At 52.4% G+C, this 15,176-nt stretch carries 11 protein-coding genes, 4 tRNA genes and 1 rRNA gene; all 16 read left to right on the top strand.

The features are described from left to right. Positions 1-118 precede the first annotated feature (118 nt). The 16 genes from rrf (at position 119) to rpoC (ending at position 15,146) form a co-directional block, all read left to right on the top strand. Positions 119-234 (top strand): 5S ribosomal RNA (gene rrf / locus BKD70_RS08720). 179 nt (positions 235-413) lie between these two features. Continuing rightward, complete coding sequence (birA, locus tag BKD70_RS08715; RefSeq protein WP_047277917.1) at positions 414-1,361, top strand: bifunctional biotin--[acetyl-CoA-carboxylase] ligase/biotin operon repressor BirA; 948 nt, start codon at positions 414-416, stop codon at positions 1,359-1,361. Further along, entirely contained in the window at positions 1,351-2,094 is a 744-nt protein-coding gene (locus tag BKD70_RS08710; protein WP_047277915.1) for a pantothenate kinase, read from the top strand. The genes birA and BKD70_RS08710 overlap by 11 nt, the downstream gene beginning before the upstream one ends. Positions 2,095-2,197: 103 nt before the next feature. Next, positions 2,198-2,485, top strand: coding sequence for a hypothetical protein (locus BKD70_RS08705; protein WP_238591627.1), 288 nt, complete (start codon positions 2,198-2,200; stop codon positions 2,483-2,485). Positions 2,486-2,644: 159 nt separating this feature from the next. Next, positions 2,645-2,729 (top strand) — tRNA-Tyr (locus BKD70_RS08700). A gap of 24 nt (positions 2,730-2,753) precedes the next feature. Beyond that, a tRNA-Gly gene (locus BKD70_RS08695) sits at positions 2,754-2,827 on the top strand. 24 nt (positions 2,828-2,851) lie between these two features. Then, a tRNA-Thr gene (locus tag BKD70_RS08690) sits at positions 2,852-2,927 on the top strand. Between the two features lie 243 nt (positions 2,928-3,170). Then, a tRNA-Trp gene (locus BKD70_RS08685) sits at positions 3,171-3,246 on the top strand. A gap of 46 nt (positions 3,247-3,292) precedes the next feature. Next, a complete protein-coding gene (gene secE / locus BKD70_RS08680; RefSeq protein ID WP_047277911.1) occupies positions 3,293-3,661 on the top strand; it encodes a preprotein translocase subunit SecE in 369 nt (122 codons plus the stop codon). A 9-nt stretch (positions 3,662-3,670) separates the two neighbouring features. Next, positions 3,671-4,204 carry a transcription termination/antitermination protein NusG gene (gene nusG / locus BKD70_RS08675; RefSeq protein ID WP_047277909.1) on the top strand — a complete coding sequence of 178 codons (534 nt, stop codon included), beginning with the start codon at positions 3,671-3,673 and terminating at the stop codon, positions 4,202-4,204. 115 nt (positions 4,205-4,319) lie between these two features. Then, entirely contained in the window at positions 4,320-4,751 is a 432-nt protein-coding gene (gene rplK, locus BKD70_RS08670) for a 50S ribosomal protein L11 (RefSeq protein WP_047277907.1), read from the top strand. Continuing rightward, a complete protein-coding gene (rplA, locus tag BKD70_RS08665) occupies positions 4,751-5,446 on the top strand; it encodes a 50S ribosomal protein L1 (RefSeq protein WP_016779167.1) in 696 nt (231 codons plus the stop codon). The genes rplK and rplA overlap by 1 nt, the downstream gene beginning before the upstream one ends. Before the next feature lie 196 nt (positions 5,447-5,642). Next, entirely contained in the window at positions 5,643-6,143 is a 501-nt protein-coding gene (gene rplJ / locus BKD70_RS08660; protein WP_003444392.1) for a 50S ribosomal protein L10, read from the top strand. A gap of 80 nt (positions 6,144-6,223) precedes the next feature. Continuing rightward, positions 6,224-6,589: a 50S ribosomal protein L7/L12 gene (gene rplL / locus BKD70_RS08655; protein ID WP_047277905.1), complete on the top strand. Its 366-nt coding sequence runs from the start codon at positions 6,224-6,226 to the stop codon at positions 6,587-6,589. Between the two features lie 219 nt (positions 6,590-6,808). Further along, entirely contained in the window at positions 6,809-10,882 is a 4,074-nt protein-coding gene (gene rpoB, locus BKD70_RS08650) for a DNA-directed RNA polymerase subunit beta (protein WP_047277902.1), read from the top strand. A gap of 64 nt (positions 10,883-10,946) precedes the next feature. Then, positions 10,947-15,146, top strand: coding sequence for a DNA-directed RNA polymerase subunit beta' (gene rpoC / locus BKD70_RS08645; RefSeq protein ID WP_047277900.1), 4,200 nt, complete (start codon positions 10,947-10,949; stop codon positions 15,144-15,146). Positions 15,147-15,176: the final 30 nt, after the last annotated feature.

Here is a 15,176-nt window from a genome sequence, read left to right as displayed (position 1 = left end):
GATTGCGGTGTGTGAAGACGATACAAACCGAAAGTTTGCACCTCACAAAACACCACTCTATTACATACCCATTCGCTGGAACGTTGACCGTAAGGTAAACGCACCGGCTACCGAATTTCTTGACGACCATAGAGCATTGGAACCACCTGATCCCATCCCGAACTCAGCAGTGAAACGATGCATCGCCGATGGTAGTGTGGGGTTTCCCCATGTGAGAGTAGGTCATCGTCAAGATTAAATTCCGAAATCCCTGTCTGCTCACGCAGACAGGGATTTTGTTTTTGTGCCTGAAAAAGAGCCTTCAGGTTATCTCTGCTGGACTCCCTCATCCTCAACTCCACACGCTTTCCGACTCCTATGCAATCCTTGAGCTCATCGTTATGATGCGTGCTTGATTGTGAGGCGATACTTGCATGCTGACGTTGTTGAAACTCCTTAAAGATGGTCGCTTCCACTCGGGGCAAGCCTTAGGTGCTCAATTGGGCATTAGTCGCAGTGCGGTATGGAAGCAGTTGCAAAAGCTGCAGGCAGAAATGAATCTGCCCATCCATAAGGTTCGTGGTCGGGGTTACAAATTAGCATCCCCTGTAGATCTTCTCGATCAAGAGGGAGTCTCGGGAAGCTGCTATCCAGTCCATATCTACGAAATAGTAGACTCAACCAATGCAGAGGCATTTCGTCAGATCAATAAAGGAGTTTCGGCGCCTTTTGTAATTTCGGCTGAGCAGCAAAGTGCCGGGCGAGGGCGTAGAGGCCGGCATTGGATAAGTCCATTTGGGCAAAATGTTTACTACAGCTTAGTGTTGCGGGTCGATGGTGGTTTGCGCCAACTTGAAGCGTTAAGTCTTGTTGTCGGTCTAGCGGTATTGAATACGCTAAAGGGTTTTGACGTAATGACTGCGGGCCTGAAATGGCCAAACGATATATTGGTTTGTGACAAGAAAATTGCTGGGATATTGCTTGAGTTGGTAGGTGATCCAGCAGATGTTTGTCATGTGGCGGTGGGTATTGGTATCAATGTCAATATGACAACGGCTGTGGGTGTGGGGCAGCCTTGGACGTCGATGAGTCTGGAAACTGGCAAGATGTTTGCGCGTAATGAGGTTATAACTGCGCTGAGTATGCGGCTAAAGGAGTATTTGAAATCTCACGCAATCACCGGTTTCTCTTCGTTTCATGATGAATGGGAAAAGAATCACGTGTGGCAAGGTCGAGAGGTTTCATTGATGGCTGGGCTGCACCAAGTAGATGGAGTTGTCATAGGTGTTGATCAGCAAGGGGCATTGCGTTTGAGGGTCAATGATGAGTTAAAAACATACAGTGGTGGCGAGCTGAGTTTGAGATTGCGCCATGATTCTTGAGCTCGATTGCGGAAATAGTTTCATCAAATGGCGAGTTCTGGATTCTGAAGGGCCGGTAAGTGGTGGAGTGGCGGATTCCCCAGAAGGATTGATCGTTGAGATTCTGGCTTGTCCAGAATTGAGTATCACGCGCTGCCGTATGGTGAGTGTGCGCAGTGATGTCGAAACATCGAATCTGGTTGCTGCAATTGCCTCTGAGTTTTCCGTTGAGGTCGACTGTGTTGCCCCTGCATCAATGCTTGCGGGTGTAACAAATGGTTATAAAGACTTTGAGCGTTTAGGGTTGGATCGATGGCTCGCGATGGTGGGTGGGTACAAATTGTCCGGAGGGCCGTGCTTGGTTCTCGATTTAGGAACGGCGGTTACTGCGGATTTTGTGGATTCTGATGGGCAGCATAAGGGCGGATTTATATGCCCAGGTCTCTCACTTATGCGCAATCAATTGCAAACTCACACACGACGTATCAGGTATGACGCTGCATCGGCGAAAGGTGCATTGCAGTGTTTGGAACCAGCTAATACGACAATTGAGGCGGTGGAACGGGGTTGCCTGCTAATGTTGCGAGGTTTTGTATCCGCCCAGGTTCAATTGGCACGCGAGTATTGGGGGGACGATTATAGGGTTTTCCTTACCGGTGGCGATGCAGATCTGGTTGCAGATGTGGTCGTTGATGCCAGGGTGATTAAAGATCTGGTGTTCGTTGGATTGGCGGTTGCCTGTCCATTTTCTTGAGGTGGCTATGCGTTGGCTGTTTCTATTGTTAATGGTGCTAAATATCTTTTATTTCATCTGGCATCACCAAGCAGCGCCTCTGAGGATCAAGGAGGTGGCCTCTTTGTCTGCATATAAAGGGAGCAAGCAAGGAATACAGCTTATCAATGAGGTCGATGCAGCAAAGCTGTCAGTGGATGGTGAGTGCCTATATCTGAGAGGCTCAGAGGCAGGAGCTGTGGACAAGGAGACACTCTTGAAGTTGATGGAGAAGGAATTGCAGGTTGAGCAGGTTGGGGATAGGGGACTCTTTAGAGTCATTGGGCCCCCAACTGCGTTGAGAGGCGAGCAAAAATTATTGAATCTTATGAATGAATTCAAGTACTTAAGATTTGAAAAAAAACCATGTTAGGGGTTGCGGTAGGCGGTTCGTTTGCATAGAATGGCGCCCGCTCCGCAGTGATAATCAAACTTGGTTTTGTTGTGAAGTGAGTCAAAACGCTAAGCTTATGATTTTATTAAGAAAGTGGTTGACACAGGGTTGGGATGCTGTATAATCCCGCTCAGCTCAGGAGGGGTTCCCGAGTGGCCAAAGGGATCAGACTGTAAATCTGACGTCTACGACTTCGAAGGTTCGAATCCTTCCCCCTCCACCATATTTATGTAAACCAGCATGATTTGCGGGTGTAGTTTAGTGGTAGAACCTCAGCCTTCCAAGCTGATGATGCGGGTTCGATTCCCGCCACCCGCTCCATACATGCTGGTTTAATGTGGTTTCGCTCTTGTAGCTCAGTTGGTAGAGCACACCCTTGGTAAGGGTGAGGTCAGCGGTTCAAATCCGCTCAAGAGCTCCATATTGCAAAGGCAGATATGAAAGTATCTGCCTTTGTTTTAACAGGCTGGAAAGTCTGTTCGGAGTGTTTGCTGGTTGTGCGCTGGTTGCATGACTGCTCCGATTTGCAATTGCTTTGTGGGTGGCTCGCATTCTGCTGCTCGTGCTGTCATTAGGTGCTTAGGTGGCTTTTTGGCAAAGGCAGTGCATTGGTTGTTGAAAAGTCTCTCTCGGGCCTGCATAATTGGCGGCTCGATAATGTTATAGGTCAGTAGCTCAATTGGCAGAGCGACGGTCTCCAAAACCGTAGGTTGGGGGTTCGATTCCCTCCTGACCTGCCAGATTCGCTCAATGCGTCTGGCTTTCTTTTCACAGGATCCTTCTTTGATGACTCCCAAGGCTGAAGTTCAAGGCTCTCGCTTCGATCTCCTCAAGTGGCTGGCTGTGGTTGCCCTTGTGGTGGTTGGCGTTGTTGGGAATCAGTATTATTCTGGTTCGCCGATTCTGTATCGTGTCATTGCGCTTCTTGTTCTTGCTGCCGTCGCCGCCTATGTTGGGTTGCAGACAGCAAAAGGTAAGTCGTTCGCTGTCCTGGTAAAGGAAGCTCGCACTGAGATTCGTAAAGTCGTATGGCCAACCCGTCAAGAAACTACGCAGACCACTTTAATTGTTGTGGCTGTTGTTCTTGTTATGGCGTTGCTGTTGTGGGGGCTCGATTCCCTGCTCGGTTGGCTCGTTTCCTTGATTGTTGGCTAAGGGTGTCCCGTGGCTAAGCGTTGGTACGTTGTGCATGCTTATTCGGGTTACGAAAAGCATGTTATGCGCTCTTTGATTGAGCGCATCAAGCTGGCAGGCATGGAAGATGGCTTCGGCGAAATTCTGGTTCCCACTGAAGAAGTGGTTGAAATGCGTAATGGCCAGAAGCGCAAAAGTGAACGCAAATTCTTTCCAGGCTATGTCCTTGTCCAGATGGACATGAACGAAGGTACTTGGCATTTGGTCAAGGATACTCCTCGTGTCATGGGCTTTATTGGTGGCACTGCTGATAAGCCAGCACCGATCACTGATAAAGAGGCAGAATCCATTCTGCGTCGCGTTGCTGATGGCAGTGATAAGCCCAAGCCAAAGACTCTGTTTGAGCCGGGTGAGGTCGTTCGTGTTACTGACGGTCCTTTCGCTGATTTCAATGGCACAGTTGAAGAAGTTAACTACGAAAAGAGCCGCATCCAAGTCGCTGTGCTCATTTTCGGTCGCTCTACTCCGGTAGAGCTTGAATTCAGTCAGGTCGAAAAGGTCTAGCTGAATACGTATCCCAACCCCATGGCTTCGGCTGTGGGGTTTTGTCGTCACTGGGATAAACACGCAAGTAGCCGGGGAGCCTTTTAGGCGTCTGAACCCGTAATTGGAGTGCCTCATGGCCAAGAAGATTACCGCTTACATCAAGCTGCAAGTAAAGGCCGCTCAGGCCAACCCAAGCCCACCTGTTGGTCCAGCTTTGGGTCAGCACGGCGTGAACATCATGGAGTTCTGCAAAGCTTTCAACGCCCGTACTCAGGGTGTTGAGCCAGGCTTGCCGACCCCTGTGATCATCACCGTTTACAGCGACCGTAGCTTCACGTTCGAAACCAAATCGACACCTGCTTCGGTTCTGCTGAAGAAGGCCGCCGGTTTGACTAGCGGTTCCGCTCGTCCAAACACCGTTAAGGTTGGCACCGTTACTCGTGCTCAGCTGGAAGAAATCGCGAAAACCAAAAACGCGGATCTGACTGCAGCTGATATGGAAGCAGCCGTGCGTACCATCGCCGGTTCTGCTCGTAGCATGGGCCTTAACGTGGAGGGTGTGTAATGGCTAAGCTGACTAAGCGTCAAAAGGCAATCGCCGGTAAAATTGAAGCTGGCAAGTCTTACAACTTTGTAGACGCTGCTGCTTTGCTGGCTGAGCTGTCGACTGTAAAATTCAGCGAGTCCTTTGATATCGCCGTAAACTTGGGCGTAGACCCGCGTAAATCTGACCAGGTTGTTCGTAGCGCAACTGTGTTGCCTCACGGCACTGGCAAGACTGTACGCGTAGCTGTCTTCACTCAGGGCCCAGCTGCTGAAGCTGCTCTGGCTGCAGGTGCTGATCGCGTAGGTATGGACGATCTGGCTGCTGAAATGAAAGGCGGCGATCTGAACTATGACGTAGTTATTGCTTCTCCGGATGCAATGCGTGTTGTAGGTCAGTTGGGTCAAATCCTCGGTCCTCGTGGTCTGATGCCTAACCCTAAGGTTGGTACAGTAACTCCAGACGTAGCGACAGCAGTTAAAAACGCTAAAGCTGGTCAGGTTCGTTATCGCACTGACAAAAACGGTATCATTCACACTTCCGTTGGCAAGATCGGTTTTGACGCCGTTCAGCTGAAGGAAAACGTTGAGGCCCTGATCGCTGATCTGAAGCGTATCAAGCCAGCTTCTTCTAAAGGCATTTACGTCAAGCGCGTTACCCTGAGCACCACCATGGGCCCAGGCTTGGTCATCGACCAAGGTTCTCTGGACGCGTAAGACAAATCCGGTGCTTTAAATGCATTGGTTGAAAGATTGGGGTCCCTGCCTGGCGGGGGCTATCCAAGACCGTAGGCGACGCAAGTCTTAAACCTCAAGCCTACGCAGATGGTGCTCCCGGTTCCTTACCGAATCAGACACCAAAACGACATCCGGCTTCGGTTGGATGAAACGGTAACAAGCAGGAGTTAAACCCGTGGCAATTAAACTCGAAGACAAGAAGGCCATCGTCGCTGAAGTCAACGAGGCTGCCAAAGTTGCCCTGTCTGCTGTTGTGGCTGATGCCCGCGGCGTGACAGTTGGCGCTATGACCGGACTCCGTAAAGAGGCTCGTGAAGCTGGTGTTTACGTACGTGTTGTACGTAACACACTGCTGAAGCGCGCTGTTGCTGACACTGAATACAGTGTCCTCAACGACGTGTTCACTGGCCCGACCTTGATTGCATTCTCGAATGAACATCCTGGCGCTGCTGCCCGTTTGTTCAAAGAGTTCGCAAAAGGTCAGGATAAGTTCGAGATCAAGGCAGCTGCGTTCGAGGGCAAGTTCCTCGCAGCTAATCAGATCGACGTACTGGCAAGCCTGCCGACCCGTGACGAAGCAATTTCTCAGCTGATGAGCGTGATTCAAGGCGCAACCAGCAAATTGGCTCGTACACTGGCAGCACTTCGCGACCAGAAAGAAGCCGCTGCAGCTTAAAGCTAAGCGATTTCTTTCAGCGTTTATTGTTTATTTCGATGGCCACCTAGGCTGTCACCCCAATACAGGAATTTATAGTCATGTCTCTGACTAACGAGCAAATCATCGAAGCAATCGGCGAAAAATCCGTTCTGGAAATCGTTGAGCTGATCAAGGCAATGGAAGAGAAGTTCGGCGTTTCCGCTGCTGCTGCTTCTGCTGGTCCTGCTGCTGCCGCTGCTGTTGTTGAAGAGCAAACTGAATTCAACGTTATGCTGACTGAAGCTGGCGAGAAGAAAGTTAACGTGATCAAGGCTGTACGTGAGCTGACCGGTCTGGGCTTGAAAGAAGCCAAGGCAGTAGTTGACGGCGCTCCAGCTATGGTTCTGGAAGCTGTTGCTAAAGACGCAGCTGACAAAGCCAAGGCTACCTTGGAAGAAGCAGGCGCTAAAGTCGAGCTGAAGTAAGCATCGACCTTGCGTCTCCAGCCCAAGCGTTAAGCTGAGGCTGATGGCTGGTGGCTCTTGCCACCGGCCTTTTTCCGTTATTGGCTTCCGACTGGGTCGGTGCTTTTAACGTGCTGTAACCACCCTGTGCGGTGGAGCAAACCAAGGGGTTTGCACGATTTTCTGGCTGCTCCCGTCGGGAGGGGCCAAACAAGCAGGTGACCAAGCTGGGGAACGCTGATGGCTTACTCATATACTGAGAAAAAACGTATCCGCAAGGACTTTAGCAAGTTGCCGGACGTCATGGATGTGCCGTATCTCTTGGCAATCCAGCTGGATTCGTATCGTGAATTCTTGCAGGCGGGAGCGACTAAAGATCAGTTCCGCGACGTGGGCCTGCATGCGGCCTTCAAATCCGTTTTCCCGATCATCAGCTACTCCGGCAATGCTGCGCTGGAGTATGTGGGTTATCGTTTGGGTGAACCGGCATTTGATGTCAAAGAATGCGTGTTGCGCGGTGTAACTTACGCCGTACCTTTGCGGGTTAAAGTTCGCTTGATCATTTTCGACAAAGAATCGTCGAACAAAGCGATCAAGGACATCAAAGAGCAAGAAGTCTACATGGGCGAAATCCCATTGATGACTGAAAACGGTACCTTCGTTATTAACGGTACCGAGCGTGTAATTGTTTCCCAGCTGCACCGTTCCCCGGGCGTGTTCTTCGACCACGACCGCGGCAAGACGCACAGCTCCGGTAAGCTGCTTTATTCCGCGCGTATCATTCCTTACCGTGGTTCGTGGTTGGATTTCGAGTTCGACCCGAAAGACTGCGTATTCGTACGTATCGACCGTCGTCGCAAATTGCCTGCGTCCGTGCTTCTGCGCGCATTGGGTTATACCACTGAACAGGTGCTTGAAGCGTTCTACACCACGAACGTATTCCACGTTCAAGGTGAGAGCATCAGCCTGGAGCTGGTACCTCAGCGTCTGCGCGGTGAAATCGCGGTCATCGATATTATGGATGACAAGGGCAAAGTGATTGTCGAGCAAGGCCGTCGTATTACTGCTCGCCATATTAACCAGCTGGAAAAAGCCGGTGTCAAAGAGCTCGTAATGCCTCTGGACTATGTCCTGGGTCGCACGACGGCCAAGGCAATCGTGCATCCGGCTACCGGCGAAATCATTGCCGAGTGCAACACCGAACTGACCACTGAAATTCTGGCAAAAGTTGCCAAGAGCCAGGTTGTCCGTATCGAAACGTTGTACACCAACGACATCGACTGTGGTCCGTTTGTTTCGGACACGCTGAAAATTGATTCCACCAGCAACCAATTGGAAGCGCTGGTCGAAATCTATCGCATGATGCGTCCTGGCGAGCCACCAACCAAAGACGCTGCCGAGACCCTGTTCAACAACCTGTTCTTCAGCCCTGAGCGTTATGACCTGTCTGCGGTCGGCCGAATGAAGTTCAACCGTCGTATCGGTCGTACCGAAATCGAAGGTTCGGGTGTGCTGTGCAAGGAAGACATCGTTGCAGTGTTGAAGACTCTGGTCGACATCCGTAACGGTAAAGGCATCGTCGATGACATCGACCACTTGGGTAACCGTCGTGTTCGCTGCGTTGGCGAGATGGCTGAAAACCAGTTCCGTGTTGGTCTGGTGCGTGTTGAGCGTGCAGTTAAAGAGCGTCTGTCGATGGCAGAAAGCGAAGGCCTGATGCCGCAAGACCTCATCAACGCCAAGCCAGTTGCTGCGGCGGTGAAAGAGTTCTTTGGCTCCAGCCAGCTTTCGCAGTTCATGGACCAAAACAACCCGCTTTCCGAAATCACCCACAAGCGCCGTGTCTCTGCACTGGGCCCAGGTGGTTTGACACGTGAGCGTGCTGGCTTTGAAGTTCGTGACGTACACCCGACTCACTACGGTCGTGTATGCCCGATTGAAACACCGGAAGGTCCGAACATCGGTCTGATCAACTCATTGGCTGCTTACGCCCGCACCAACCAGTATGGTTTCCTTGAGAGCCCGTACCGTGTTGTGAAAGAAGGCGTAGTAACCGACGAGATCGTGTTCCTGTCTGCCATTGAAGAAGCAGATCACGTTATTGCTCAGGCTTCGGCCACCATGAACGATCAGAAAGTCCTGATCGATGAGCTGGTAGCTGTTCGTCACTTGAACGAATTCACCGTTAAGGCGCCGGAAGACGTCACCTTGATGGACGTGTCGCCGAAGCAGGTAGTTTCGGTTGCTGCGTCGCTGATTCCGTTCCTTGAGCATGACGATGCCAACCGTGCATTGATGGGTTCGAACATGCAGCGTCAAGCTGTACCAACACTGCGTGCTGACAAGCCGCTGGTGGGTACTGGTATGGAGCGTAACGTAGCGCGAGACTCGGGGGTTTGTGTTGTAGCCCGTCGTGGTGGCGTTATTGACTCCGTGGATGCAAGTCGTATCGTTGTTCGCGTTGCAGATGATGAAGTTGAAACCGGTGAAGCCGGTGTCGATATCTACAACCTGACCAAGTACACGCGCTCCAACCAGAACACCTGCATCAACCAGCGTCCGCTGGTTCGCAAAGGTGATCGGGTCCAGCGTAGTGACATCATGGCCGACGGTCCGTCCACCGACATGGGTGAACTGGCTCTGGGTCAGAACATGCGTATTGCCTTCATGGCATGGAACGGCTTCAACTTCGAAGACTCCATCTGCCTGTCGGAACGTGTCGTTCAGGAAGACCGTTTCACCACGATCCACATTCAGGAACTGACCTGTGTGGCTCGTGACACCAAGCTTGGTCCAGAGGAAATCACTGCAGACATCCCGAACGTCGGTGAAGCTGCTCTGAATAAGCTGGATGAGGCCGGTATCGTTTATGTGGGCGCTGAAGTCGGCCCGGGCGACATTCTGGTTGGTAAAGTGACACCGAAAGGTGAGACGCAGCTGACGCCAGAAGAGAAGCTCTTGCGCGCAATCTTCGGTGAAAAAGCCAGCGACGTAAAAGACACTTCTCTGCGTGTGCCGACCGGCACCAAAGGTACTGTCATTGACGTTCAGGTTTTCACCCGCGACGGCGTTGAGCGTGACGCTCGTGCACTCTCGATCGAAAAAACCCAGCTGGACGAAATCCGCAAGGATCTGAACGAAGAGTTCCGTATCGTTGAAGGTGCAACTTTCGAACGTCTGCGCTCTGCATTGGTGGGTAACATTGCCGAAGGTGGTGCTGGTCTCAAGAAAGGCCAGGAAATCACCAATGAGGTCCTGGATGGTCTTGAGCATGGACAGTGGTTCAAGCTGCGCATGGCTGAAGATGCTCTGAACGAGCAACTTGAAAAGGCTCAGGCTTACATCATCGACCGTCGTCGTCTGCTGGATGACAAGTTCGAAGATAAGAAACGCAAGCTGCAGCAAGGCGATGACCTGGCTCCAGGCGTGTTGAAAATCGTCAAGGTTTACCTGGCAATTCGCCGTCGCATCCAGCCGGGTGACAAGATGGCTGGTCGTCACGGTAACAAAGGTGTGGTCTCCGTGATCATGCCGGTTGAAGACATGCCGTACGATGCCAATGGTACCCCGGTTGATGTTGTCCTCAACCCGTTGGGCGTACCATCGCGTATGAACGTTGGTCAGATTCTTGAAACTCACTTGGGCCTTGCAGCCAAAGGGTTGGGCGAGAAGATCAACCTCATGATCGAGGAGCAGCGCAAGGTTGCAGACCTGCGTAAGTTCCTGCATGAGATCTACAACGAAATTGGCGGTCGTCAAGAAAGCCTGGATGACTTCTCTGATCAGGAAATTCTTGATCTGGCGAAGAACCTTCGCGGCGGTGTTCCTATGGCTACCCCGGTGTTTGACGGTGCCAAGGAAAGCGAAATCAAGGCCATGCTGCGCTTGGCAGATCTGCCCGACAGCGGCCAGATGCAGCTGACTGACGGTCGTACCGGCAACAAGTTTGAGCGTCCGGTTACCGTTGGCTACATGTACATGCTGAAACTGAACCACTTGGTAGACGACAAGATGCATGCTCGTTCTACCGGTTCTTACAGCCTGGTTACTCAACAGCCGTTGGGTGGTAAGGCGCAGTTCGGTGGTCAGCGTTTCGGGGAGATGGAGGTCTGGGCGCTGGAAGCCTATGGCGCGGCATACACTCTGCAAGAAATGCTCACAGTGAAGTCGGACGATGTGAACGGTCGTACCAAGATGTACAAAAACATCGTGGACGGCGATCACCGTATGGAGCCGGGCATGCCCGAGTCCTTCAACGTGTTGATCAAAGAAATTCGTTCCCTCGGCATCGATATCGATCTGGAAACCGAATAACACGTGACGCGAATCGAGAGCGGGGCTGTACTGCCCGCTCTCTGCTCCGCCAGGAGGAAAGGCCTTGAAAGACCTACTGAATTTGCTGAAAAACCAGGGTCAAGTCGAAGAGTTCGACGCCATCCGTATTGGATTGGCATCGCCTGAGATGATCCGTTCGTGGTCGTTCGGTGAAGTTAAAAAGCCGGAAACCATCAACTACCGTACGTTCAAGCCTGAGCGTGACGGCCTGTTCTGCGCCAAAATCTTTGGCCCGGTAAAGGATTACGAGTGCCTGTGCGGTAAGTACAAGCGCTTGAAGCACCGCGGTGTGATCTGTGAGAAGTGCGGCGTTGAAGTTGCGCTGGCCAAGGTCCGTCGTGAGCGCATGGCCCACATTGAACTGGCTTCGCCAGTAGCCCACATCTGGTTCCTGAAGTCGCTACCGTCCCGTATCGGTTTGCTGATGGACATGACCCTGCGTGATATCGAGCGCGTTCTCTATTTCGAGAGCTACGTCGTTATCGATCCGGGCATGACCACGCTGGAAAAAGGTCAGCTGCTGAACGATGAGCAGTATTTCGAAGCGCTGGAAGAGTTTGGTGACGATTTCGATGCCCGTATGGGTGCCGAAGCTGTTCGCGAACTGTTGCACGCTATCGATCTGGAGCATGAGATTGGTCGTCTGCGCGAAGAGATTCCGCAAACCAACTCTGAAACCAAGATTAAAAAACTGTCCAAGCGTCTGAAGTTGATGGAAGCCTTCCAAGGCTCCGGCAACTTGCCAGAGTGGATGGTTCTGACTGTTTTGCCAGTACTGCCGCCAGATCTGCGTCCTCTGGTTCCGTTGGATGGCGGTCGTTTTGCGACCTCCGACCTCAACGACCTGTATCGTCGCGTGATCAACCGTAATAACCGTTTGAAGCGCCTGCTTGATCTGTCCGCACCGGACATCATCGTGCGTAACGAAAAACGTATGTTGCAGGAAGCTGTCGATGCCCTGCTCGACAACGGTCGTCGCGGCCGTGCCATTACCGGTTCTAACAAGCGTCCTCTGAAATCCCTGGCTGACATGATCAAGGGTAAGCAAGGTCGTTTCCGTCAGAACTTGCTCGGTAAGCGCGTTGACTATTCGGGTCGTTCGGTAATTACCGTAGGTCCGACCTTGCGTCTGCACCAGTGCGGTCTGCCGAAGAAAATGGCCCTTGAGCTGTTCAAGCCGTTCATTTTTGGCAAGCTTGAAATGCGTGGTCTCGCTACCACTATTAAAGCCGCCAAGAAAATGGTTGAGCGCGAGCTGCCTGAAGTTTGGGACGTTCTTGCCGAAGTCATTCGCGAACACCCGGTACTTCTTAACCGTGCGCCAACCTTGCACCGTTTGGGTATCCAGGCATTTGAACCAGTACTGATCGAAGGTAAGGCTATTCAGCTTCACCCTCTGGTTTGTGCTGCGTACAACGCCGACTTCGACGGCGACCAAATGGCCGTGCACGTACCGCTGACGCTGGAAGCCCAGCTGGAAGCGCGTGCATTGATGATGTCGACCAACAACATTCTGTCGCCAGCCAACGGTGAGCCAATCATCGTTCCTTCGCAGGACGTTGTACTGGGTCTTTACTACATGACCCGCGAAGCGATCAACGCCAAGGGTGAAGGTCGTGTATTCGCAGACCTGCAGGAAGTTGACCGCGTGTTCCGCGCCGGCGAAGCTGCGCTGCACGCTAAGGTCAAGGTGCGGATCAACGAAACCGTCAATGATCGTGATGGCGGCAGCGTGACCAACACCCGTATCGTCGACACGACTGTCGGCCGTGCGTTGTTGTTCCAAGTTGTCCCAAAAGGTCTGTCTTACGACGTCGTCAACCTGCCAATGAAGAAAAAGGCAATCTCCAAACTGATCAACCAGTGCTACCGCGTGGTTGGCTTGAAAGAGACTGTGATCTTTGCTGACCAGTTGATGTACACAGGTTTTGCTTACTCGACTATTTCCGGCGTTTCCATCGGTGTTAACGACTTCGTTATCCCGGATGAAAAAGCCCGCATCATCGGTGCTGCTACCGATGAAGTGAAAGAAATCGAAAGTCAGTACGCCTCCGGCCTGGTGACTCAGGGCGAGAAGTACAACAAGGTAATCGACCTTTGGTCGAAAGCTAACGATGAAGTTTCCAAGGCGATGATGTCGAACCTCTCGAAAGAGAAGGTTATCGATCGTCACGGCAATGAAGTTGAGCAAGAGTCGTTCAACTCGATGTACATGATGGCTGACTCCGGTGCTCGTGGTTCTGCTGCGCAGATCCGTCAGTTGGCCGGTATGCGTGGTCTGATGGCCAAGCCGGACGGCTCGATCATCGAAACGCCGATCACTGCGAACTTCCGTGAAGGTTTGAGCGTACTTCAGTACTTCATCTCGACTCACGGTGCTCGTAAGGGTCTCGCGGATACGGCCTTGAAAACGGCTAACTCCGGTTACCTGACTCGTCGTCTCGTGGACGTCGCACAAGACCTGGTTGTAACTGAAGTTGATTGCGGTACCGAGCACGGTCTGCTGATGACGCCGCACATTGAAGGCGGTGACGTTGTAGAGCCGTTGGGTGAGCGCGTATTGGGCCGAGTGATCGCCCGCGACGTATTCAAGCCGGGTACTGAGGAAGTTATCGTTCCTGCTGGCACTCTGGTTGACGAGAAATGGGTTGAGTTCATCGAGCTGAACAGCATCGACGAAGTTATCGTTCGCTCGCCAATCAGCTGCGAAACCCGTTTTGGTATCTGCGCCAAGTGCTACGGCCGCGATCTGGCCCGTGGTCACCAGGTGAACATTGGTGAAGCTGTCGGCGTAATCGCCGCTCAGTCGATCGGTGAGCCAGGTACACAGCTGACAATGCGTACGTTCCACATCGGTGGTGCGGCTAGCCGGACCTCGGCTGCTGACAGCGTCCAGGTGAAGAATGGCGGTACTGTCCGTCTGCACAACCTGAAGCACGTTGAGCGTGTAGATGGCTGCCTGGTCGCTGTTTCGCGTTCCGGTGAGCTGGCGATCGCTGATGACTTCGGTCGTGAGCGTGAGCGTTACAAGCTGCCCTACGGTGCTGTTATCTCGGTTAAAGAGGGTGACAAGGTCGATGCTGGCTCAATCGTAGCCAAGTGGGATCCGCACACTCACCCAATCGTTACCGAAATGAAAGGTACCGTGACCTACGTGGGCATGGAAGAAGGCATCACGATCAAGCGTCAGACTGACGAATTGACCGGTATGACCAACATTGAAGTGCTTGATGCCAAAGACCGTCCAGCTGCCGGTAAGGATATCCGTCCTGCTGTGAAGATGGTGGGTGTAGATGGCAAAGACTTGCTCTTGCCAGGTACTGACGTACCGGCACAGTACTTCTTGCCTGCAAACGCCTTGGTTGGTGTGGCGGATGGTGCGGAAATCGCGATCGGTGACGTTATCGCTCGTATTCCGCAAGAGACTTCGAAAACTCGAGACATCACCGGTGGTCTTCCGCGGGTTGCTGACTTGTTCGAAGCGCGCCGTCCAAAAGAAGCTTCGATTTTGGCTGAAGTCAGCGGCACAATCGCGTTCGGTAAAGAGACCAAGGGCAAGCGCCGTCTGGTCATTACCCCGAACGATGGTAGCGATCCGTATGAAGAGCTGATTCCGAAGTGGCGTCACCTGAACGTCTTCGAAGGCGAACAAGTGAACCGTGGCGAAGTTATCTCCGACGGTCCTAGCGATCCGCATGACATCCTGCGTCTGCTGGGTGTGAGTGCGCTGGCCAAGTACATCGTTAACGAGATTCAAGATGTTTACCGTCTGCAAGGCGTGAAAATCAACGATAAGCACATCGAGACCATCCTGCGTCAGATGCTGCGTAAAGTTGAAATTTCCGAGTCTGGCGACTCCTCCTTCATCAAGGGTGACCAGATGGAGTTGACGCAGGTGTTGACCGAGAACGAGCGTCTGAGCACTGAAGACAAGTTTGTCTCCAAGTTCACGCGTGTTCTGTTGGGTATCACCAAGGCATCGTTGTCGACTGAATCGTTCATCTCTGCGGCCTCTTTCCAAGAGACAACCCGCGTTCTGACCGAAGCAGCGGTAACGGGTAAGCGCGATTACCTGCGCGGCCTGAAAGAAAACGTTGTCGTGGGTCGTTTGATCCCGGCAGGTACTGGTTTGGCTTACCACAGCGAGCGCAAGCGCCGCCGTGATGCTGACAAGCCATTGCGCGTTAGCGCCAGTGAAGTGGAAGCTGCACTGACCGAAGCGCTGAACTCAAGCGGTAACTGAGTTCGGTACTAAATGAAGGAAGGGCCCTGG

The sequence above is a fragment of the Pseudomonas sp. BS-2016 genome (assembly GCF_001806145.1).
In the GTDB taxonomy this organism is placed as follows: domain Bacteria; phylum Pseudomonadota; class Gammaproteobacteria; order Pseudomonadales; family Pseudomonadaceae; genus Aquipseudomonas; species Aquipseudomonas lundensis.
Note: the sequence above shows the minus strand (reverse complement) of the source record. Positions and strands in the feature narration are given on the sequence as shown.

What these genes read in the sequence shown, in the direction of transcription:
- BKD70_RS08710 (WP_047277915.1), top strand. Translation starts at nt 1,351, where the DNA reads ATGATTCTTGAGCTCGATTGCGGAAATAGTTTCATCAAATGGCGAGTT.
- birA (WP_047277917.1), top strand. Translation starts at nt 414, where the DNA reads ATGCTGACGTTGTTGAAACTCCTTAAAGATGGTCGCTTCCACTCGGGG.
- rplL (WP_047277905.1), top strand. Translation starts at nt 6,224, where the DNA reads ATGTCTCTGACTAACGAGCAAATCATCGAAGCAATCGGCGAAAAATCC.
- secE (WP_047277911.1), top strand. Translation starts at nt 3,293, where the DNA reads ATGACTCCCAAGGCTGAAGTTCAAGGCTCTCGCTTCGATCTCCTCAAG.
- rplK (WP_047277907.1), top strand. Translation starts at nt 4,320, where the DNA reads ATGGCCAAGAAGATTACCGCTTACATCAAGCTGCAAGTAAAGGCCGCT.
- rpoB (WP_047277902.1), top strand. Translation starts at nt 6,809, where the DNA reads ATGGCTTACTCATATACTGAGAAAAAACGTATCCGCAAGGACTTTAGC.
- rplA (WP_016779167.1), top strand. Translation starts at nt 4,751, where the DNA reads ATGGCTAAGCTGACTAAGCGTCAAAAGGCAATCGCCGGTAAAATTGAA.